The sequence below is a fragment of the Heliomarina sp. genome (genome assembly GCF_052826185.1).
Genome location: NZ_JBRBUI010000016.1, coordinates 84,465 through 105,003, shown reverse-complemented (window position 1 = coordinate 105,003; position 20,539 = coordinate 84,465). Strand labels below are relative to the sequence as shown.

Annotated in this window: 18 protein-coding genes; 16 read left to right on the top strand and 2 right to left on the bottom strand. The window is 59.3% G+C overall.

Features of this window, described 5'->3' with window-relative positions; all coding sequences use genetic code 11:
* Positions 1–12: 12 nt before the first annotated feature.
* Positions 13–1,392, bottom strand: a complete 1,380-nt coding sequence (locus tag ACU0FH_RS03785; RefSeq protein ID WP_446193419.1) for an alpha/beta fold hydrolase — start codon at positions 1,390–1,392, stop codon at positions 13–15.
* Between the two features lie 348 nt (positions 1,393–1,740).
* On the opposite strand from ACU0FH_RS03785, the gene ACU0FH_RS03780 reads away from it, so the two are divergent.
* From ACU0FH_RS03780 to ACU0FH_RS03755, 6 genes are all read left to right on the top strand, one after another.
* Positions 1,741–2,199: a hypothetical protein gene (locus ACU0FH_RS03780; protein ID WP_446193418.1), complete on the top strand. Its 459-nt coding sequence runs from the start codon at positions 1,741–1,743 to the stop codon at positions 2,197–2,199.
* 81 nt (positions 2,200–2,280) lie between these two features.
* Positions 2,281–3,300, top strand: a complete 1,020-nt coding sequence (locus ACU0FH_RS03775; RefSeq protein WP_446193417.1) for a sensor histidine kinase — start codon at positions 2,281–2,283, stop codon at positions 3,298–3,300.
* A 601-nt stretch (positions 3,301–3,901) separates the two neighbouring features.
* Positions 3,902–4,555 carry a hypothetical protein gene (locus ACU0FH_RS03770; RefSeq protein WP_446193416.1) on the top strand — a complete coding sequence of 218 codons (654 nt, stop codon included), beginning with the start codon at positions 3,902–3,904 and terminating at the stop codon, positions 4,553–4,555.
* A gap of 550 nt (positions 4,556–5,105) precedes the next feature.
* Positions 5,106–6,761, top strand: coding sequence for a PQQ-dependent dehydrogenase, methanol/ethanol family (locus ACU0FH_RS03765; protein WP_446193415.1), 1,656 nt, complete (start codon positions 5,106–5,108; stop codon positions 6,759–6,761).
* A gap of 4 nt (positions 6,762–6,765) precedes the next feature.
* Positions 6,766–7,101, top strand: a complete 336-nt coding sequence (locus ACU0FH_RS03760; RefSeq protein WP_446193414.1) for a c-type cytochrome — start codon at positions 6,766–6,768, stop codon at positions 7,099–7,101.
* Positions 7,094–8,083 (top strand): hypothetical protein, encoded by a 990-nt coding sequence (locus tag ACU0FH_RS03755; RefSeq protein WP_446193413.1) that lies wholly within the window; start codon positions 7,094–7,096, stop codon positions 8,081–8,083. The genes ACU0FH_RS03760 and ACU0FH_RS03755 overlap by 8 nt, the downstream gene beginning before the upstream one ends.
* Positions 8,084–8,143: 60 nt before the next feature.
* Here ACU0FH_RS03755 and ACU0FH_RS03750 read toward each other — a convergent pair whose 3' ends face one another.
* Positions 8,144–9,166, bottom strand: coding sequence for an AraC family transcriptional regulator ligand-binding domain-containing protein (locus tag ACU0FH_RS03750; RefSeq protein ID WP_446193412.1), 1,023 nt, complete (start codon positions 9,164–9,166; stop codon positions 8,144–8,146).
* A gap of 235 nt (positions 9,167–9,401) precedes the next feature.
* Between ACU0FH_RS03750 and ACU0FH_RS03745 the strand changes: the two genes are divergently transcribed.
* From ACU0FH_RS03745 to ACU0FH_RS03700, 10 genes are all read left to right on the top strand, one after another.
* The gene (locus tag ACU0FH_RS03745) at positions 9,402–10,253 is read left to right on the top strand and encodes a cysteine hydrolase family protein (RefSeq protein ID WP_446193411.1); all 852 of its coding nucleotides are present in this window, start codon (positions 9,402–9,404) and stop codon (positions 10,251–10,253) included.
* Positions 10,254–10,494: 241 nt separating this feature from the next.
* Complete coding sequence (locus ACU0FH_RS03740; protein ID WP_446193410.1) at positions 10,495–10,983, top strand: YHS domain-containing (seleno)protein; 489 nt, start codon at positions 10,495–10,497, stop codon at positions 10,981–10,983.
* Between the two features lie 102 nt (positions 10,984–11,085).
* Entirely contained in the window at positions 11,086–11,937 is an 852-nt protein-coding gene (locus ACU0FH_RS03735) for a PhzF family phenazine biosynthesis protein (RefSeq protein WP_446193409.1), read from the top strand.
* Between the two features lie 303 nt (positions 11,938–12,240).
* A complete protein-coding gene (locus ACU0FH_RS03730; protein WP_446193408.1) occupies positions 12,241–12,693 on the top strand; it encodes a (2Fe-2S)-binding protein in 453 nt (150 codons plus the stop codon).
* Positions 12,694–12,696: 3 nt separating this feature from the next.
* The gene (locus ACU0FH_RS03725) at positions 12,697–14,997 is read left to right on the top strand and encodes a molybdopterin cofactor-binding domain-containing protein (protein WP_446193407.1); all 2,301 of its coding nucleotides are present in this window, start codon (positions 12,697–12,699) and stop codon (positions 14,995–14,997) included.
* A gap of 266 nt (positions 14,998–15,263) precedes the next feature.
* A complete protein-coding gene (locus tag ACU0FH_RS03720; RefSeq protein WP_446193406.1) occupies positions 15,264–16,655 on the top strand; it encodes a multicopper oxidase family protein in 1,392 nt (463 codons plus the stop codon).
* A gap of 43 nt (positions 16,656–16,698) precedes the next feature.
* Positions 16,699–17,130, top strand: coding sequence for a c-type cytochrome (locus ACU0FH_RS03715; protein ID WP_446193405.1), 432 nt, complete (start codon positions 16,699–16,701; stop codon positions 17,128–17,130).
* Positions 17,131–17,307: 177 nt separating this feature from the next.
* Complete coding sequence (locus ACU0FH_RS03710; protein ID WP_446193404.1) at positions 17,308–18,216, top strand: DMT family transporter; 909 nt, start codon at positions 17,308–17,310, stop codon at positions 18,214–18,216.
* Positions 18,217–18,400: 184 nt separating this feature from the next.
* On the top strand, positions 18,401–19,861 hold the full coding sequence (locus ACU0FH_RS03705) for a catalase (RefSeq protein WP_446193403.1): 1,461 nt from the start codon (positions 18,401–18,403) through the stop codon (positions 19,859–19,861).
* The gene (locus tag ACU0FH_RS03700; protein WP_446193677.1) at positions 19,756–20,454 is read left to right on the top strand and encodes a catalase-related domain-containing protein; all 699 of its coding nucleotides are present in this window, start codon (positions 19,756–19,758) and stop codon (positions 20,452–20,454) included. The genes ACU0FH_RS03705 and ACU0FH_RS03700 overlap by 106 nt, the downstream gene beginning before the upstream one ends.
* Positions 20,455–20,539 lie beyond the last annotated feature (85 nt).

Here is a 20,539-nt window from a genome sequence, read left to right as displayed (position 1 = left end):
ATGATCTCACGATCATACATGTGCCTTTAGAAAATTGCTGATCTCTCGCTCGGCTTGCGGCCACGCCGTGTCGTACTCGGGCAGAATATGGTTGTCGCTGTCGAGCGCAACGAACTTTGAGTTCGGCAGCCCCGCCGCAAATTTGCGCCCCTGATCGAACGGCTGCATCCGGTCACCGCGTGAGTGAAGCACAAGGCAAGGCACCGTGACCTCTTTCAAAAGATACATAACGTCGATGTTGTCGATGACTTCTCGATACCGCCCGGCGTTTTCCGGAGAGATCATCTGGCGCATGTCCGCAGCATAGAGATCTCTGTCTTCGATGCTGGCACCCGGGAGGATTATTTGCGCCAGATGATCCCGAAGAGAAGGATATTCGTCATCCCATCCCGCACGCATCATCGACTTCAGCGCTTCCGCGCGCGCCTGGTCCTGCGGATTGTTCCGTTGCGCCCGACCAAGAGGAAAGCTTCCGAGCATCACAATTGCCGATACACGCTCGGGCGCCCGGGCCGCAAAGGCCGCAGCCACAGCGCCGCCTTGAGATATTGCCAGAATCGGCGCTCTCTCAACACCCGCCGCATCAAAGACGCATTCGAGGTCATCCACGAAACGGTCGAAAGAGATTTGATCGACGTCCCAATCCGAAAGACCATTCCCGCGCGCATCGAACCGGACCAGGCGTCCCAACCGGCTGACCGAACGGATCATCGGGGCAATGCCCGGGCTTCGCCAATCCAGATCCAAATGACCGATCCAGTTCGGGGCCTTGATGATTGTCTCGCCCTCCCCGGAACATTCCCAGGCTAACGTCACGCCGTCTGAAGTTTTGCAGAAACGGAGATCACCCCGCACCGGGACGTTACTCGTCCCGGTATCCTTCTCAGGTTCAAGCACCACGGAGAGCGTTTCAACAGGGTGGCTGATGTTCTTGAAGCGATGTACGCCTTGGGATTTGAGTTCGTAAGGCTGGCTGCCGCAAAGATCGCGAACCATTCCAGATATGAGGATTCCTCCGGGTGCCGCCGCCGCCTGAAGCCGTGCCGCGATGTTCACCGGATCGCCAAAAAGGTCATTTCCTTCAACCAAAACATCGCCCGCGTGGACCCCGACTCTCAGCTGGATCGCCTCTCGGGGCCAAGGGAAAGCACTCATTTTCTGCTGGATCCCGACCGCCGTCGAAAGAGCGCTCAGCGTGGCAGGAAACTCGACAAGGGCGCCATCGCCCAACAGTTTGACGATACGCCCACCACCCTCGGCAACGGTTGGCTTCAAAATGTCGCGAAATATCTTGTTCAGAGATTTAAGCAGTCCGCTGGCATCAAGCTGCATCATGCGGCTGTAACCAACGACATCAATAGAAAGGATCGCGGCAAACCTGCGTCCGTTCATCGAACCTCTTTCCTGCAGCAAATCCGCGTGAGAGTTTCCATCGATATCCCCGCCAATCAGGTTTAGACAGAAAGTATCACCGACGTGGATAAATTGCACCTGTCCAGCATTCACGTTCGGTGACATTAAGAACGCAATGATCAAGGGAGAATGGCGTTCACGATACCCTGCAGGTTCCATGGCTTCGTCACCAGTGGTTTGCGAACCTCCGTCATTCGTACGAGGAAAAAAGGATTGCACCCTCGCCACCTTGGGTTGGGACAATCACGCAATAGGCAATCATAGCTTGTGCGGTCTAGCGATATTTGGAACAGTGCCAATCGAGATTATAAGCATCAAGTTATAGATATGACGCCCAGCCTTCGCAAAACCGCAGTTGTCGGCATCTTGGCCTTGGCCAGCATGGTTCTGTTCATGGTGCTGGTCTTCGAAGATGTCAGAGCATTCCAGGATGCAGACTGGCATCAATTGCCCTTGGCTCTTGTCGCACGCTACGCCGTTGCTATGGGTCTGGCCGGTGCCCTTGTGGGTTATCTGCTCTATGGCATGTTTGGCAAATCAGGCCTCAAAGGGTGGGCGCTCGCCTGGTTGGGCGGCTTCTTGGTGGCGACGATCGCGGGTATTGTCGGCAGCGCCGTAGGGCTTGTGCCTGACCTGATAGCAGACGGTCCCAGAACCGGCGCAATCATCGCGATTTTTGCCGGTGCGCTCGTCCTTCCTCTGGCTCTGATCGGGTGGCCACTATTGCTTCTGATCTGGATCGTGTTGGTATCGTTGGCTCATATCATCGCTCGCCCGGGCAAATGATACGTCAAAACTCTATTGACACGAACCGCTCCAATTGACCTGAATGGTTGACTCTACGGCTTCAACGTTAACACTGGTACCGTGTCAGGCGATATTGGGCTGGCATCCTTTCGACCACCTACAGTGCCCACTTTTGGTGCCGAGGATACCAAGCCGATGCCACCAGATGATTATGCGCTGGAAAACTCATTCAGTTTTGCCGGAATAGGGCGCTGGGAATTTTCGGTTGATACCGGCGTACTTGTTCTTGACAGCGCCTGCCGCGAATTGTTCGAACTGTCGGCGTGTGACGCAGCTTCACAGACGGCCATCATCGAGCGCGTCGCGCAGGAGGACAGGGAGCGAACTTTCAGCGCCCTCGCTGCATTAAGCGATGACGGCGATGAATATGACGAGACCTTTCGGCTCGATCTTCCCTCAGGTCGGGAACGATGGCTGCGAGGCGTTGCAAAACTGCGAAAAGGCCAGGATGTCAACAAGGTCATCGGTGTCAGCTTCGATGTGACCTCCGAGCAAAAGCTGCTCGCCGAACGTGAACTTTACCTGTCCGAGATCAATCATCGCATCAAGAACCTCTTCGCCCTTGTCGGAGCTATGATTTCAAGCGCGTCCCGAGAAACATCGGACAAGGATCAGCTGGTCGAAAACCTCCGGGACCGTGTGGCAGCGCTGGATCGCGCTCACTCCCTGATGCTGAGAACTGACGTGTCGCAGCCTATTTCTTTCGGCGCTCTGCTTGACCGCATTCTAGCGCCAACGCGCAGCAAGCAGACGATCGTGATGTCTGGCGAAGAAGTGTTGATCCCGGCAAGGGCAATTACCTCGTTGGTTCTGATCATTCATGAGTGGATGACTAATTCCACGAAATACGGCGCCTTAAAGACGGCGCACGGAACGATAGAGGTTAAATGGACCTCCACCGGAAAAGACCTGAGCATCACATGGCGGGAATGGGCGCCAGACTATGACGCTCACGCGGCAATAGGGTTCGGATCGCACCTGATCAAGGCTTCATCCATGCAACTGCGGGCCGAGAAGGAACGTCGGTTCAAAGACGGTTGGCTCACCATCGAAATGCTCTTACCGCTGGATAGTCACTGATCCGACAATTTGCGCGCGGACTTATCCCTGACGGCCTATCGTGTGGGGCGATATCGGCCTCCTGTCCGACGCAAAACAATAACTCGCTCTATAGCACGGCCCTACATGTCAGGCCGAAAGCCCAAAACTAATTTCGCGTTAAGTTTTGTTATTCTGGAACTAGGGCTTTTCGAATTGGTTTCCCAGACGGACCGGCTGCACAATCATGCCGGGATCACAAATTTACAGCTCGGATCGACCGAGTTCGCAGGGATCAGAGATATATCGCCATGACCGCCCTTATCCGACATCCCATTATCATGCCATTCATCTCGAGGACGGTGGCTCACGCCTTGCCTGCGGCGCTCTCAAGCCGTGGACTTGCGGTTAAGCTCTCTGCACCCTCTGCAATGAAACTGGCACCGATAGCTGGGTGTTTCGCCCACAGGGCGACGGAACGGCCGTCCTCCGCGAGTGGATTACTACCTCTGGTGGTCGATTGAACTTTCTACCAACGCTACCGCAAAGTGGTGAAAGCTGCTGCCGAAATCAAATCAGAAAAGTCCGGATGCGTCCAAGGTTATAGTGCCGCTGAAAAATCCGGGTGTGAGGATACTGAACGATGCTCGAATTTATCCGCCAGAACTCTGAACTGATGCAGATCGGGGCCAGCCTGACCACGACGCTGGTTTGGCTTGTCTATCTCCACGTTCTCCTGCGCGGTTTTCGCGAACAGCGCAGATCCAGCGTACTGATCAACCGCGGAGGCGGCGAGGATATTGACGCCAGATGTCTGGTTTCGAACATGGGCGCGCAGCCTGCCTATCTCCTCGATGTGCTTGCCTGCATCGAGACCGACGAGGGCGCAGACGTTTCCAGCGTGGTCGACCGGCGGGAACTTCGACGCGAAGAGCTGGAGCGAGCGACCGAGATGACAGGACAAGGGCCGCTGCCAAGTGGCGGATACGTCGACATAGGAAGCTTCAAAGACATTGCAAAACGGGCCGATAGCGATATTCGGCTCGACGATATGTCCCGGAGGACAATTAAACTGATCGCCGTCGCGGCAACCAATCAGGCGTCTCATATCGTCGCCGCCGTACGGGAATTTGATCTCGTTCCCGAGGACAACAGTGTATCCGTGCGCCCACGGTCCCTCGAAGCAAAGCAGTTGCGGTCTCGCCGGTCACGAAAGCAAGTGCGCAAAGCGCTCGAGATGCTCCAGAACCGGTCAGGCACCGGCCCGGAGATTGCTGCTGAATTACAAAATGTCTGATGCGGAATGGTCTCTGTAGGTTCCGTTGACCGCTCAGGTGACTCCGACCAAGCCGAAGACAAGATTGGCCAGTCAACATACTAAATTTCTTCGCTTACGCTGACGGGACATATCCACACTTTTGGCGCCGAACCCGGGGCACTTGTGCTCTTAATTTGTCGCCGCTTTCCTGAAACGGAAGGCGCCACAAGCACGAGATGGAAATTCCTTCAGCAATGATAGCAGGACGTGGGGGAATTACACGAACACCGGTCCGTCAAACCCGCACCACGCAACCCCAGCAGAATGCGACAAACAGATTCGCACCCGGAGAATGATGCGATCAAGTGATGGCCGGAGGCCGTGATAAACCTTCTTTTCGCGCCGGCGAGTGTGCAGGGCGCATGACCGCAAAGCATCGCCATGCAATTGAAACAAAAAACTTTTCCCGATAGAACCAGCCCTCCCTCCTCCCCGCAGTTAAGCCATTTCGCTTAACAAAATGAATGACAAAACGGGCGGCTTGCCCTGTGATGCGCTTAGGGAGCACTGAATGTGGAGGAGAAACGACATGACGAAAGCGGCAATATCTCTGGCGCTGTTACTTGCAGTCGGAGCGACGTCAGTTCACGGCCAGACCGCCGAAGAACTCATCAATGACACATCGACAACCGGCGACGTCCTGACATACGGAATGGGGTATGGTCAGCAACGATACAGCCCGCTCGATCAGATCAATACTGAAACCGCATCGCAATTAACCCCGGTCTGGGCCTACAGCCTCGACGATGGCCGGGGGCAGGAAAGTTTCCCGCTGGTCCGCAACGGCGTCATGTATGTGACCACGCACAAGGCCACGATGGCGATCGATGCGATGACCGGCAAACAGATCTGGAAAACCTCCGTGGATTACCCTGCCGAAACACCGCGGGTTGCTTGCTGCGGTATCGTCAACCGAGGGGTTGCGATGCTCGATGGCAAGCTGTTCAGAACCACGCTCGACGCGCATGTGATCGCGCTTGATGCCGAAACCGGCGAGGAAATCTGGCGCAAAAAGTCCATCGATTTCAAGACAGGATACTCATTCACCGTGGCGCCGCTTGTTGCCGATGGCGTGGTCATCGTGGGCATTTCGGGCGGCGAATATGGGGTGCGAGGATATATCGAAGCCTATGACCCGGAGTCGGGCGAACAACTCTGGCGAACCTACACCGTCCCCGCCCCGGGTGAACCCGGGTCCGAGACCTGGCCGGAAGGAGATGCCTGGGAACGCGGCGGAGGCCCCGCATGGCTGACGGGCACCTACGATCCCGATCTGAACACGGTCTACTGGGGCACAGGCAATGCGGGCCCATGGAACGCCGGCCTGCGTCCGGGCGACAACCTTTATACGACATCCATTCTGGCGCTCGACCCGAAAACGGGCGAAATAAAGTGGCACTACCAGACGACTCCGAACGATCCGTTCGACTATGACGCAACGAACGAACTCGTTCTGGCCGATCTGGAAGGACAGAAGGTCCTGATGCAGGCGAACCGCAACGGTTTCTTCTACGTGTTGAACCGGGAAACCGGCAAACTGGTGGCTGCCAACAAGTTCGTTGATCGGGTCGACTGGGCCGAGAGCATTGATCTGGAAACCGGCAAGCCCAATCAGACCGAGGTCGCGGAAGGCGCGCGCACCGGCGATCAGGTCGAATTCTGGCCTTCGGCTTTCGGCGGCAAGAACTGGTCCCCCATCTCCTATGATCCCGAAAAGCAGACGGCATTCGTCAACACGATCAACGTCGGGATGAACTACAAAGCCGTCGAACCGCAGTACCGTGCCGGGGTCTTCTATTTCGGAGCCGAATTCAGCTGGTCATGGCCGGAAGGCAACCGGGGCTTTCTGCGCGCCATTGATCCGCTGACCGGTGAGGTGAAATGGGAAGACGGCAGCGAGATCCCGCGACTGGCCGGAACACTCGCAACGGGCGGCGGATTGGTCTTTACTGGCGCCCAGACAGGGGAATTCGAGGTCTTCAATTCGGAAACCGGCGAAAAACTCTGGTCGTTCAATACAGGTTCCGGCGTTATCGGCCAGCCGATGACGTGGGAGATGGATGGCAGGCAATATGTCTCCATCGTGAACGGGGGCGGCGCGGTGTATGCGCTCTTCTCGGGCGATGAGCGCCTTGCGGGCTACCCCGCTGGCGGAAACCTCTGGACCTTTGCACTGCCGAACTGAACACATGAGAATTCCGATAATTGGACTTGTCCTGCTGGCGCATCTGACTGCGCCAGCACAGGCAGATGAAGCCGCTCTCGCCAAGGGCGCGAGCACCTACAAGCAGTTCTGTTCCCATTGCCATGGGATCGACATGAAAAACCCCGGCACATCCTCTTACGATCTGCGGAAATGGCCGCAGGACCGGAAAGACGAATTCTACAACAGCGTCCAGAACGGGAAAGGCGATATGCCTGCATGGGGTGATATCCTCTTGCCCGACGAACTCGACGTATTGTGGATCTACGTGGTGACACGCGGTGGAAAGGAGCCGCTGCCCGAAGGGCCGGACAATGGATAGTCGTAATCTGCGGCTATTCGCGGGCCTTGCCGCCACCCTCTTGCTCACGCTCGCCACGCCCTCGGTCGCACCGGCCGAGACAGAGATCGGGACAATGGAGCCCGGTGTTCTAACGGCATGCTTGCCGCGGAACTCGGGCGTCATCGCAGGCAAGCGAAATGCTGGCGGGTCCGGTTTCGACTATCACCTGATGGAAGAAATCGCCTCGCGGATGGGGTTATCGTTTTCCCCGGTCTGGTTCGAAGGCGAGCTTGAGGAACAAAGCGATCCGCTGCGCGACACCTACGCCATGTTGTCACTCCCTCTCTGCGATGTCGTCCCCGGCCATCCGCGCTATGTACGGGCGGTCGGCACGCCGGGCTATGACCGCGCTAGACTGCCGCGCTGGGTTGGCATGCCGCAAGAGATCGACCAGTCCACGAGCTTTCTGAAAGACGTTCAGACCGAATTCGTGGATGTCCGGCCTCTCGCCGTTTCGCAGGGATACATGCGCTCCACCATTGGCCTCGTCTATCTCGACGGCACACCAGAGCCGAAAGATCTGAGCGACCTGCAAGATCGCCCCTTGGCGTTTCAGCAAGGTACGCTGTCAGGGGCCATCGCGATGGCGGCCCTGCCGCCGCAGGATCGCCAGCAAGCTCGGCACTTCAATCCCGGCGCCTCTTTCCTGTGGCAGGCAGAAATCGAAGGCATGCAACTGGCCATCGTCGATGTTGCTGCTTTTGACAACTACCGGCAAAGCAACGCGATCACCCGTCTCAAACTTGCCGAATGGCGGCATCCTTTCGGCATGGATATCGGCATCGCCGTACTCGAAGAGCGCAAAGAACTATTGAAAAGCCTGAACGACATTCTGGACGACATGGCGGATGAAGCATGGCTTCAGTCGCTCGCCTCGTCAGAAGGGCTCACCTATTCTCCACCTGCTGACACTGAACTGGCACAGGAAATAACCATGCGGGATCTCCTCACGTCACCCTGAGCCTATTCGACCCGGCAAAATCCAGAAAGCAGAACGCAAGCCACGAGATGCAAAACGCATTCACCCGGCATGGGCGGTCGATAGCGTGCTTTGCCGAAAGGCACGCGGAGTAATGCCTTCGCCACGTTTGAAAGCGCGGGTAAAGGCGCTTTGCTCCGAAAACCCGGTCAGAAATGCGATTTCGGCAAGCGAATATTCCGAGCGTCGCAACAGTTTGCGAGCCAGACGCCTGCGCGCTTCGGCCACAAGTTCCTGATAGCTTTTGCCACCGTCGGACAGACGACGCTGCAAAGTGCGCGTGCCCAGACCCAGACGTCCCGCGACCTCGGCAAGCTGCGGCACCCCGCCGCTGAGCAGTCCCGCGACCTCTTCGATCACCTGCGCCGCGAGCCTGTCCGGCTCCGTCTCCATCGGTGGAAGCGTGCTTTCCAGATGATCCGAGAAGAACTTCCAGATACCGAGATCCCCAATCGGGCTGGCACGATCAACGTCTTCGACCGCGAATTGCATCCCGTCGATTTCCTGATCAAAGATCGGCTCTATGCCGAAATGATCAGTCAGGGCCGTGGTACTTCCCTCGCGCCGGTGCGCGAACTGAAGTCGGACCGGCTTGAGGTCCGGCCTGCTCGACTCGCGGCACAACGTGAGAAAGGTCGCAAGCGCAGCTTCGTTGGAGAGGTAATTGCCAAGCCGCGCTGGCTGCGGCCTGCGATGCGTCCAACAATAGACATTGCCCTTGTCCTCGACAGCAAAGGCCGAAGAACTGTTATAAAGCCGCGCATACCGGTGCATTCGCTCAAAGGCATGGCGCAGGGTTGGCGCCGATTTCATGGCAAGTCCGACAGCCCCGAATTCCTCGCAGCGCATGCCAGCGCAGACGCGCATGTGGAATGCCGGATCGGGCCATTCGCTCTCTGCGATCTTTTCCAGCAGGGTAAAATAGTCAGCCGTCGTGATCTTGGCGTCGGGCGCGCGCGCGGACTCTTCAGTCAGCCCGACCAAAGTGTAAAGCGCAGCCTTGTCCGAAACGTTGCGCGCCTCGCTGACCTGCTTGCGCACGAACATTGCTGAAATTTCCGTCACGCCCCTTCCTCCGACAGCCAGCACCCCCGGGCTCTGCCGAGACCGGCGCATTCTGTCCCGCTTTGTCACGCGACGTCAAGTTTCTGGCAGTTCGGGTCAATACCTCCACGCCGCCCACAGCGTACCCAAGAAGCATACGGAGTCAGGCGAACAAACGACCACAAGTGCGGTCGCGCCCGGTCTCCGGTGGCTTTGAAAACATCTGCGCCGACAAGCGCGAAAAAGGAGGAAGATCATGGAGTTGAAGAATCGAAACATCAAACTGGCACTGTCCGTCGTTGGTGCCTGTTTCGGCGCGGGACTGACGGTTGCCGCAGGCGCCGCAGTCGTCGGGCTCGGCACCGGCCCGGCCATGGCGCAGGACGGCGAAGTGCGCGCCGCAACGGCCACCCTGCCGCCGATCAACGACGGCCTGCCGATGCCCGGTTTCGACATCACCGCCGGTGATACGGCGCTTGTAATCACAGATCCGCAGAACGACTTTCTCTCACCGGATGGTGTGACCTGGGGCGTCGTGGGAGAAAGCATCACAGCCAACGGAACGGTCGAGAACCTCGAGTCGCTGTTCGCCGCTGCCGAGAAAGCCGGGATGCCGGTGTTCGTCTCTCCCCATTATTACTACGAACATGACCACAAATGGCACTTCGAGGGCACGCTCGAGACGGTGATGCACCAGCTGGGCATGTTCGACCGTCCGACGGCGCTGGACCTGACCGGTTTCGAAGGCTCCGGCGCGGACTGGCTGGAACGGTACAAACCCTACATCAACAATGGCGAGACTGTCGTCACCAGCCCTCACAAGGTCTATGGGCCGGAAAGCAACGACCTGCTTCTGCAGCTTCGCAAGGCGGGGATCGACAAGGTGATCCTTGGCGGCATGTCGTCAAATCTCTGCACGGAATCCCACATGCGGGCGCTGGTCGAAGCCGGTTTCGAGGTCATGGTCGTCACCGACGCCACCGCCGGTGCGATTACCGCGCATTACGACGGCTACGCCGCCTCGCTGACCAACTTCCGCATGATCGCCAGCGCCGTGGACAATACCGAAAACACCGTGCGCGCAATCGAGGAAGCCCACGCGATGTAATGCCGGTGGCAGTGGGTCCCCGCTCCCGGATCCGACTGCCGCCCAAGCATGCGGTCTGCCGCCCGCCCATTCCGGCAGGTCGCCGCTCGGTCCGGCCCCTTCTCGTCCCAACTCGCCTCACAGGGGCCGGACCATTTTCACCGCCAACACCGCCGGATTTTCGGAACGACTACCGTCCGGCGAAACATCCAGCCATCGCCTGAAAGGGTTTCCCGCACAGGCTCAACCAAAGGAAAAACCAATGTACTCCAAACCTCTCACCAACCTGTTCCTCGCCATGAGCGTTGCCTGGGCCATCGCGACGCCGGCAATGGCCGAGGATGAATACAACGTCACCAACGGATTCACGATTGACGGCGTGCCTCTGGCGCTGCGCGGCGTCGACCCCGTTGCGCTCTCGACACTGAACGCCGTCGCCAGCGGCGCGGCGACCCGGACCGTGATCCATGATGGTGTCGCCTATTACTTCTCGTCCGAGACAACCGCCGCGATGTTCGAGGCCGATCCGGGCAAATACCTGCCCCAGTACGGTGGGTTCTGCGCCTTCGCCGTCGCTCTCGGCAAGAAGCTTGACGGTGATCCGCGCTATGCCGATATTGTCGACGGCAAGCTGTACCTGTTTGTGAATGCTGCGGTGTTTGCGAAATACAAGGAAGATCCGGAAGGCACGATCAGCAAGGCCGAAGAGATCTGGCCGACCATTCATCACGCCGCCGTCGGCAGCTTGTAACGCCACAACTGACCGGCAGCGCCCCTGCCGGTCAACTCGCATCCGCATTGACATGGCCACGCCTTGGCGCGTGCAGATCAAATTTTCTGATAGGATCTGACAATGGACACGAAAACTGAAACCGAGATCAAGCGACTGGCGGCATTCTCCGATGGGACCACTGGCGGAAACCCGGCGGGCGTTGTCGTGGGCAACACCCTCCCCTCCGAGGCCAAGATGCAGAAGATCGCGGCTGACGTGGGATACTCCGAAACCGTCTTTGCGGCATCTGACGGAGATGGCTGGCGCGTCCGCTATTTCTCACCCGAGGAAGAGGTCGCCTTCTGCGGTCATGCCACCGTGGCGCTCGGCAGCGTCCTTGCCGAACAGGGCAAAGAGGGCACCTTCTCACTGCACCTCAATTCGGGAAACATCACCGTCGAAGCCCATCGCGACGGCGACGCCGTTCAGGCAACCCTGACCTCGCCGCCGACCCGCAGTGCCGCCGCAGATCCCGACCTTGTCGATGCTGCACTGAAGCTCTTCGGCTACCAGCCCGCTGATCTTGATCCCGCCCTCCCACCCGGGCTCGCTCATGCCGGGAACGACCATCTGGTCCTCGCGCTTCGTGACAGGGCCGCGCTTGCCCGGATGGACTATGATCTGGCGGAAGGTGCGCGCCTGATGCGCCAGCACGGTCTGACGACAATCGACCTCGTCTGGATCGAGACAAAGCGGAAATTTCACAGCCGCAACGCCTTTGCCATTGGCGGCGTACTCGAAGACCCGGCAACAGGGGCCGCCGCCGCTGCCCTCTCGGGCTATCTTCGTGACATCGGTTGGCCCCATGAAGGCGCCATCGACATCGTACAGGGCGAGGACATGGGGTCACGATCCCTGCTTCATGCTGAAATCAGCGATGTGGCTGGGGAAGGCATTAGGGTGTCAGGATCAACAAGAGCCATGGAGCGATAAGGACTCCGTCGGAGCGGAACGACGCAAAACCCGACACGCGTCCCCGACAAACCCAAGGCAACATTCAAGGATGAAAATTTCCTTGGGTTCGCACTCCTTGTTCGCAACAGACCTTCCAGTGCCCCAAAGGCTCCTCGCCCTTAAACAACCTGAGATTGCCACAGGCTCATACAATGCTGAGCCTGCAGGCATTTTGTGCTACGATCGCACAACCTGGCGGCGATTCTGATAAGAGCGTGTCCCTGAATTCAAAAGTGCCGATTTCGCTTTGACCGCCACGGTTTGCATTTTCGGGAGGAAGACATGACCAAGATAACTCTGAACGGCGCGGAGCGGGACTTTGACGTAGACCCGACCATGCCGCTTCTCTGGGCCATCCGGGACGCAGCAGGGCTTACCGGAACCAAATACGGCTGCGGCGCGGGGCTTTGCGGAGCCTGCACCGTACATGTCGAAGGCGAAGCCGTGCGGTCCTGCCAGACAAGCCTCGGCAGCGTCGAGGGCAAGGCGGTGACAACGATCGAGGGGCTGGACCCCGCGGGCAATCACCCGGTTCAGGTCGCCTGGCGCGATCTCAACGTCCCGCAATGCGGCTTTTGTCAGCCCGGCCAGATCATGCAGGCGGCTGCCTTCCTGACCGAAACGCCAAAGCCCACGGACAGCCAAATCCTGGAAGCCATGGCCGGAAATGTCTGCCGGTGCGGCTGCTACCAGCGCATCGTCGATGCCGTCCGCCACGCCAGCACGGGGATCTGAGACATGCTTAAGTATCTTGAACCGCTGATCGAAACAGCAACCGCGCGTGTCAAATTCGAAAAAGTCACCCGCCGGGGCTTTCTTGGCACTTCCGGTGCATTTGCGCTGGCCGCATACGCCGTTCCGGCCCGCGCCTTTGACACCTACGCCGTTGGCGGCACCGACATGCCCCACGGTATCGTCGACGATCCCCTGATCTTCGTATCGATCGACGCCGACGGCACGGTGACGCTGGTCGCCCACCGCTCGGAAATGGGCACCGGCAGCCGCACCTCCATCCCGATGGTGATGGCGGATGAAATGGAGGCCGATTGGTCCCGCGTGAAAATCGTGCAGGCCCCCGGCGACGAACCGAAATACGGCAATCAGGACACCGACGGGTCACGTTCGATGCGTCACCATATCCAGATGGCGCGCAAGATCGGTGGTGCCGTGCGCACAATGCTGGCCCGCGCCGCGGCCGAGGAATGGGGCGCCGATCCATCGCAGATCACCGTGGAAATGCACGTGGTCAAAGGCCCTGCAGGTCAGAGCATGGGCTTTGGCGACCTGGCAGCAGCGGCGATGGCACAGCCAGTCCCTGCCCATGAAGAGATCGCCTATAAAACCGAGGACCAGTTCCGCTACATCGGCAAGGGCGAAATCCAGATCACCGATATCCACGAAATCACCACGGGCGAAGCAGTCTATGGCGCCGATGTCACCCTCCCGGGCATGAAATTCGCCGTGATTGCCCGCCCACCAGTCGTCGGAGGCAAGGCCGCGTCCTATGACGCCAGCGAAGCGCTGGCCGTTTCCGGCGTCGAAAGCGTGCATGAAATTCCCTACGTCTCCATGCCGCCCCTCTTTGCACCGCTCGGCGGGATCGCCGTTGTGGCCAACAATACCTGGGCCGCGCTGCAGGGACGCGACATGCTAAAGATCGAATGGGAGGCCGGGCCGCACGGGGACTACAACTCCGAAAGCTACATGGCTGATCTGATCGCCCAGTCGGAAAACCCGGGCACCATTGCGCGTGATCAGGGCGATATCGACGCCGCCTTCGCCAGTGCCGCCAAGACCTTTACCGGCACCTACACGCAGGACCATATGGCGCATATCCCGATGGAGCCACCCGCCGCCATTGCCAGCTACGCGGACGGCAAGCTGGAAATCTGGGCGCCGGTCCAAAGCCCCTACACAACCCGCACAGACACGGCAAAGTCACTTGGGCTCGATCCGGAACAGGTCACCGTGCATGTCACGCTTCTTGGCGGTGGTTTCGGGCGCAAATCCAAGGCCGATTTCGTCACCGAGGCGGCGCTTCTCTCCAAAGAGCTGGGTGCTCCGGTGCGGGTGCAATGGACACGCGAGGACGACGTGAAGCATTCCTTCTATCACACCACCTCGGCAGAACGGATCGACGTCGCGATGGATGACGCGGGCAAGGTTACCGGCTGGCGGCATCGCTCCGTCGCGCCCTCGATCCTGTCCACCTTCGCCCCCGACGAAGGCAACATGCTGCCACTCGAACTTGCCATGGGGATGACCGACCTGCCCTTCGATCTGCCCAATATCCGGTGCGAGCACGGCAAGGCGCTCGCGCATACCCGGATCGGCTGGTTCCGCGCGGTGTCCAACATACCGCACGCATGGGCCATCGGCTCCTGCGTCGGCGAGTTGGCGCAAGAGCTCGGTAAGGACCAAAGGGAGATGTGGTTGGAACTCATCGGCGCACCACGCACTCTCGATCCGGCAGCAGCCGGGCTGCCTGACAACTTCTGGAACTATGGCGAGCCGATGGCCGAGTTCCCCATCGAAACGGGCCGGCTGGCAAATGTCCTCAATATGGCTGCCGACGGTATCGGCTATGGCGCCGACCTGCCCGAAGGTGAAGGTATCGGGCTCGCCGTGCACCGCAGCTTTGTATCCTATGTCGCCTGCGCGGCACGGGTAAAGGTAGCGGATGGTCGGATCACCGTGCCCGAAATGCACATGGCCATCGACTGCGGATTCGCCGCGAACCCCGAACGTATCGAAAGCCAGATACAGGGTGCGGCCGTCATGGGCATGACAGTGGCCCTGCATTCGGGGATCACCTTCGAGGACGGTGCGGTTCAACAGTCTAACTATTACGACTACGACGTGGTGCGCTCGGACAACTACCCCACGGTCGTCACCCATATCGTGCCGCATCCCTTCTCGGTCCATGCCACCGGCGTGGGTGAACCCGGAGTCCCACCGGTGTCCCCCGCCATTGCCAACGGGCTGTTCGCCGCGACCGGAGAACGGCGCCGCCATCTGCCCATGGGCGTGGACGCATAAAGCACACCGGACCGCGCCGTTTCACCACGGCGCGGTTTCAACAATCAATCCGCGCTAAAGTCTGATCCGGGAGTCGTCTAGACCGCCTGATCTGCTTCCGTCTGACTGCAACTCCCGCCAAGCACCAGGAACTCGGGGCTAACCGCTTCGATCACATCATCGGAATATCACCCGCATACTGTCATCCAATGACCTGACTTAGCCAGTAGCGGAGTCTAACATTGCCGCCATGTAAAAACGGCAACTTGGTAACGGGAAAAACAGCGATGACACCGAACCTGACCAGGCGCGGATTTTGCACCGCAATGGCTGGCGCCTCGGCTGCGCTTGCCCTGCCCGTAAGCGCATCGTCACCCATGCCTTTGACCGCGCGGACGGCCAAAGCACAGATCGCACCACCGCAATACGCGATGACCGATGTGTGGAGCTACGATGGCAAGATCCCCGGCTCGATCCTGCGCCTCCCCCAAGGCGGCCGAATGACGCGGCGGCTGGTGAATGAACTGCCCGTGCCAACCTCGATCCACTGGCATGGCATCCGTATCGACAACGCGATGGATGGTGTCGCCGGGCTGACGCAGGATGCGGTGCCGTCGGGCGAGATCTTCGACTACGATTTTACCACGCCGGACGCCGGCACCTACTGGTATCACGCGCATACCAACTCGATGGAGCAGGTCGCGCGCGGCCTTGCCGGTCCGCTGATCGTCGAGGAACAGGACCCGCCCGATGTGGACCGGGACGAGGTCATCCTCTTTGACGACTGGCTGCTAAACCCCGAAACCGCGCAATTTGCCGAGCCCTTCAATCACCCGATGATGCTGAGCCACGCCGGACACATCGGCAACCTCCTCGGTGCCAATGGGACGTTCGATCCGGTCCTGCCCGCCAGGCGACATGAAAGGCTGCGCCTGCGCCTGATCAACGCCGCCAACGCGCGCATCTTCGATCTGCGGTTGCACGGGCTTTCGGGCTGGACCGTCGCGCTGGATGGCATGCCGCTTGAGAGCCCCGAACCCGTGGACGGCGCGATCACTCTCGCCCCCGCCCAGCGCGTGGACCTGATCGTGGATGTCATCGCAGATACAGGGGAAGAAGCCGGCCTGCTGCACCTTGCAAATGACGACAGCTGGCAGGTGCTCGTCCGCATGCCCGTCACTGGAAAAGCCGCAGCCCATACGCGCGCAGCTCCCGTAGCCTTGCCCCCGAACCCGCGCATGGAGGTCCCCGGCCTCGATGCGGCGCAACGGCTCGAGATGACGATGGAGGGCGGTGCCATGCGCGGTATTATCTCGGCAAGTTACCAAGGGCGCGATATGGGCGGCCGCGAGCTGATGCAGAATGGTCAGTTCTGGGCACTTGCAGGACAGGTCGGCATGACAGAAACTCCATTCGCCCGGCTCAACATGGGCGAAACCGTCCGTCTGAAACTTATCAACAACACGGTTTTTGCCCATGCCATGCATCTTCACGGCATGCATTTCCGGCAGGTCCGCGCCAATGGGAGCCTGGGTCCGATGCGCGACACGATCCTGAGCCTGCCGAACCAACCGCTGGAAATTGCCTTTGTCGCCGACAACCCGGGCAAATGGCTGCTTCATTGCCACATGCTCGCCCATGCAGCTTCCGGCATGAACACTTGGATCGAGGTCGCGTAACCTGCCAGGCTGCGCAAAAGCCACACAGGAAGGAACCGGAATATTGAAGAGATACGTCATTCTTGCCCTCGCCATGGCGGGCAGCACCGCTATCGCGCATAGCGATGTGCAAGACCCGAATGTCCAGAAACGGATGGCTGGCATGAAGGAGATGGCCGCGCAGATGAAGACCCTCGGCGCGATGTCGAAAGGGCAATCGGCATTCGATGCAAGCGCGGCGAATGCGGCCCTCGCCGTAATATCGACACAGGCGGTACGCATCCCCGCGCTCTTCGAGATCAAGGCAGACGACCCGCAATCCGAGGCGCTGCCGCGAATCTGGACGGATCATGACACCTTCACAAACCGCGCACGCCGGTTGAATGAGGCGGCGGAAACCCTCACCGGGACCGTTCAGAAAAAAAGCGAACTTGGCCGTGCGATCAAGCAACTCGGTCGAGCCTGTCGCAGCTGTCACGAGACATTCAAGGAGTAATCCTCACCCTGCAGTCTTCGCTTCTGGGCCTAATCGTATTTTGCCACGCACAGCACCTTTCGAAGCGCCGAAAAGGTTAGCATGTGAAATTTGTCGCAATGCCCGCCGGTTTGGGCTTTCCCCCTTTCGTCCATGACTCTACGCTCCCCTGGGATGGTCCCGCGAAAGGTTGACTGGATGGATATTTCCGACAAGCGTGGGTTCGGACTGTTTGCCGCCTTGGGCACGGTCACGATCTGGGCGGGTTTCATCCTGATCACCCGCTTCGCCGTTCAGGGTACCTTCACCGTCGAGGAACTCCTCATCCTCCGCCTGATCCCCGGCGCGCTGCTGTTGTCACCGGTCATGTTCAGACTGGGCGTGCTGCCGCGACAGAAATCCTGGGCAAGGTCCGCCATCCTGATGGTTGGCGCCAGCGCGGTCTTTCCCTACCTCGTCTCGATGGGCCTCGCCTTTGCACCGGCATCCGATGGCGGCGCACTCGCGCCCGGTATGCTGCCCTTCTGGACGGCGCTGGCCGCTTTCGTAATCATGGGTGAAATCCCCGGACCACGCCGCCGCGTCGGACTTGTCATGATCCTTGTCGGCGCCATGCTCGTCAGTCTCTGGCAGATCGTTGCCGGATCAGAGGTCGACGCGTGGAAGGGACACCTGATGTTCCTGCTGGGATCGCTGCTATGGGCGATCTACTCGGTAATCTTCCGTCAAAGCGGGCTTTCCCCTCTGCATGGTCTTGTCATTGGCCTGTTCTGGGGTTCCGTCCTGATTGCGCCCCTGCTTCTCGCAACCGGCAACGTGACATTCTCGCGCGTAAGCCTGACCGACATCGCGGTGATGATCGTTCTGCAAAGCTTTATCATCGCGGTTCTGGCGATGTTTCTCTTTGGCTATGCTGTGCGCATCCTAGGTGCGGCCGAAACCGCGGCGTTCGGTGCGTTGACGCCAATCCTCGCCCTGCTCGGCGGCGTCGCCTTTCTGGGCGAAGCGGTCACGCCTCTGAAAATCCTCGGTGTCGCCTTGGTGGCTGCAGGCGTGTTCCTTGCTTCGGGCATTCTCAGCAAGCGACAGCCCGCCACCATTTCCTGATCCATCCCTAATCATTTGAAAGATCGCCCGCGACCCAATCGCGGGCCGCGCAACTGTGCGAACTTACTTCGGAACCGTGTCGCTTACCCGTACGTTTTGCCCCGAGCGCCGGGGCCATAACGATCCGGACGCGACCAGAGTTTTCACCAACAGTCGTATCTACTGTTTGTATCGAGAGGCTTCCATGAAAGACGCGAAACTAGACAAGGGCGGCGCACCCCGCCAGCAGGAAACAGACCGGGAGCGCACCATGACCACGGCGCAGGGCGCCCCGATTGCAGATGACCAGAATTCGCTCAAGGCAGGCTCGCGCGGCCCGACCCTGCTCGAAGATCACATCATGCGCGAAAAGATCTTTCACTTCGATCACGAGCGTATCCCCGAACGGGTCGTCCACGCGCGCGGCTATGGCGTACACGGTCATTTCGAACTGACCAAGGCGATTCCTGAACTATCCTGCGCCGACATCTTCCAGCGCGAGGGCGAAAAGACCCCTCTCTTCACCCGCTTTTCCACCGTGGCAGGTAGCAAGGGATCGCCGGATGTTGCCCGTGACGTGCGTGGCTTTGCTGTCAAATTCTACACGCAGGAAGGCAACTGGGACCTCGTTGGCAACAACATTCCCGTTTTCTTCATTCAGGACGCGATCAAGTTCCCCGACCTGATCCATTCGGTCAAACCCGCGCCGGACCGTGGTTTTCCGCAAGCCCAGAGCGCCCATGACAACTTCTGGGATTTTGTCTCGCTCTCGCCCGAGGCAACCCACATGACCGTCTGGGCCATGTCCGACCGCGCCATCCCGCGCTCCCTGCGCTTCATGGAAGGCTTCGGCGTTCACACCTTCCGCCTGATCAACGCCAAGGGGGAAAGCCACTTTGTAAAGTTCCACTGGAAACCGCGTCAGGGGATGCAATCCGTCGTCTGGAACGAAGCGCTCAAGATCAACGGCATGGACCCGGATTTCCACCGCCGAGACATGTGGGATGCCATCGACAGTGGCGATTATCCGCAATGGGATCTGGGCATTCAGGTGTTTGACGACGAATTTGCCGACAAGTTCGAATTCGACATCCTCGACGCGACCAAGCTGATCCCCGAAGAGGACGTTCCCGTCCAGATCATCGGCACCATGACGCTCGACAACAACGTCGAGAATTTCTTTGCCGAAACCGAGCAGGTCGCCTTCTGCACGCAGAACATCGTCAACGGCATCGACTTTACCAACGACCCGTTGCTTCAGGGCCGCAACTTTTCGTATCTGGACACCCAAACCAAACGTCTCGGCGGGCCGAACTTCACCCATATCCCGATCAACGCGCCGCGCTGCCCGATGCACCACTTCCAGCAGGATGGGCACATGGCGATGCACAACCCCAAGGGTCGGGCCAACTACGAACCTAACAGCTGGGGCAAAGATGGCGGGCCCCGCGAAAACCCCGAGATCGGATTCAAAAGCTACGAAGCACCGGTAGAAGCCCGAAACAGCGCACCCGTTCGGAAACCTTCGCCGATCACTACAGCCAGGCGCGGCAGTTCTTTATCAGCCAGACCGAGACCGAGCAGAACCATATCATTGCGGCCTATACCTTTGAGCTATCCAAGGTTGAACGCGAAGAAATCCGCCTGCGGATGCTCGGTCATTTGATGAACGTTCATGACGATCTCGCCTCGGGCGTCGCCAAAGGTCTTGGCATCGAAGACATGCCCGAACCCGCAACGCCCGCACGCGAACCGATCACCGATCTGAAACCTTCGGACGCGCTCAGCATCCTAAAGAACGCACCCGACAGCTTTGCCGGTCGCAAGCTGGGGATTTTCCTCTGCGAAGGTGCGGATGCCGGGTTGGTTAAAGACCTGAAAACCGCATTTGAGGACGAAGGCGCAAAGGTCGCGATAATCGCCCCCCATGTTCAGGGCGCCAAGCTCTCGGACGGCAAGATGATGGAGGCCGACGAAAAGATCGACGGTGGGCCGTCGGTCGTCTTCGATGCGGTCGCGATCATCCTCTCTGACGACAAGGCAAAGGATGTCGCTGCAATGAAACCGGCCAAGGACTTCCTCAGCGATGCCTATGCCCATTGCAAGTTCATCGCCCATGCCTCCGCCGGTCCGCTGTTCGACGCCGCAGGACTTAAGGACAAAAAGGACGACGGGGTCATGGATCTCACCACCGACAAGGCCGGGGATTTCCTTGAAGCCTGCCGCAAGCTGCGGTTCTGGCCGCGCGAAATGGCCTGAAGTATCAGAACGGGGCCTGCCCTGCCGGGCCCCGCTCTACCGCCTTGATACGGCACAACCATTGACGAAAAATCAGACGCGCTAC

Bases quoted from the DNA above. Each gene is read 5' to 3' on its own strand.
- ACU0FH_RS03765 (WP_446193415.1), top strand. From the start codon at position 5,106: ATGACGAAAGCGGCAATATCTCTGGCGCTGTTACTTGCAGTCGGAGCG.
- ACU0FH_RS03725 (WP_446193407.1), top strand. From the start codon at position 12,697: ATGCTTAAGTATCTTGAACCGCTGATCGAAACAGCAACCGCGCGTGTC.
- ACU0FH_RS03770 (WP_446193416.1), top strand. From the start codon at position 3,902: ATGCTCGAATTTATCCGCCAGAACTCTGAACTGATGCAGATCGGGGCC.
- ACU0FH_RS03740 (WP_446193410.1), top strand. From the start codon at position 10,495: ATGTACTCCAAACCTCTCACCAACCTGTTCCTCGCCATGAGCGTTGCC.
- ACU0FH_RS03720 (WP_446193406.1), top strand. From the start codon at position 15,264: ATGACACCGAACCTGACCAGGCGCGGATTTTGCACCGCAATGGCTGGC.
- ACU0FH_RS03760 (WP_446193414.1), top strand. From the start codon at position 6,766: ATGAGAATTCCGATAATTGGACTTGTCCTGCTGGCGCATCTGACTGCG.
- ACU0FH_RS03780 (WP_446193418.1), top strand. From the start codon at position 1,741: ATGACGCCCAGCCTTCGCAAAACCGCAGTTGTCGGCATCTTGGCCTTG.
- ACU0FH_RS03745 (WP_446193411.1), top strand. From the start codon at position 9,402: ATGGAGTTGAAGAATCGAAACATCAAACTGGCACTGTCCGTCGTTGGT.
- ACU0FH_RS03730 (WP_446193408.1), top strand. From the start codon at position 12,241: ATGACCAAGATAACTCTGAACGGCGCGGAGCGGGACTTTGACGTAGAC.
- ACU0FH_RS03710 (WP_446193404.1), top strand. From the start codon at position 17,308: ATGGATATTTCCGACAAGCGTGGGTTCGGACTGTTTGCCGCCTTGGGC.
- ACU0FH_RS03705 (WP_446193403.1), top strand. From the start codon at position 18,401: ATGAAAGACGCGAAACTAGACAAGGGCGGCGCACCCCGCCAGCAGGAA.
- ACU0FH_RS03755 (WP_446193413.1), top strand. From the start codon at position 7,094: ATGGATAGTCGTAATCTGCGGCTATTCGCGGGCCTTGCCGCCACCCTC.
- ACU0FH_RS03785 (WP_446193419.1), bottom strand. From the start codon at position 1,392: ATGAACGGACGCAGGTTTGCCGCGATCCTTTCTATTGATGTCGTTGGT.
- ACU0FH_RS03735 (WP_446193409.1), top strand. From the start codon at position 11,086: ATGGACACGAAAACTGAAACCGAGATCAAGCGACTGGCGGCATTCTCC.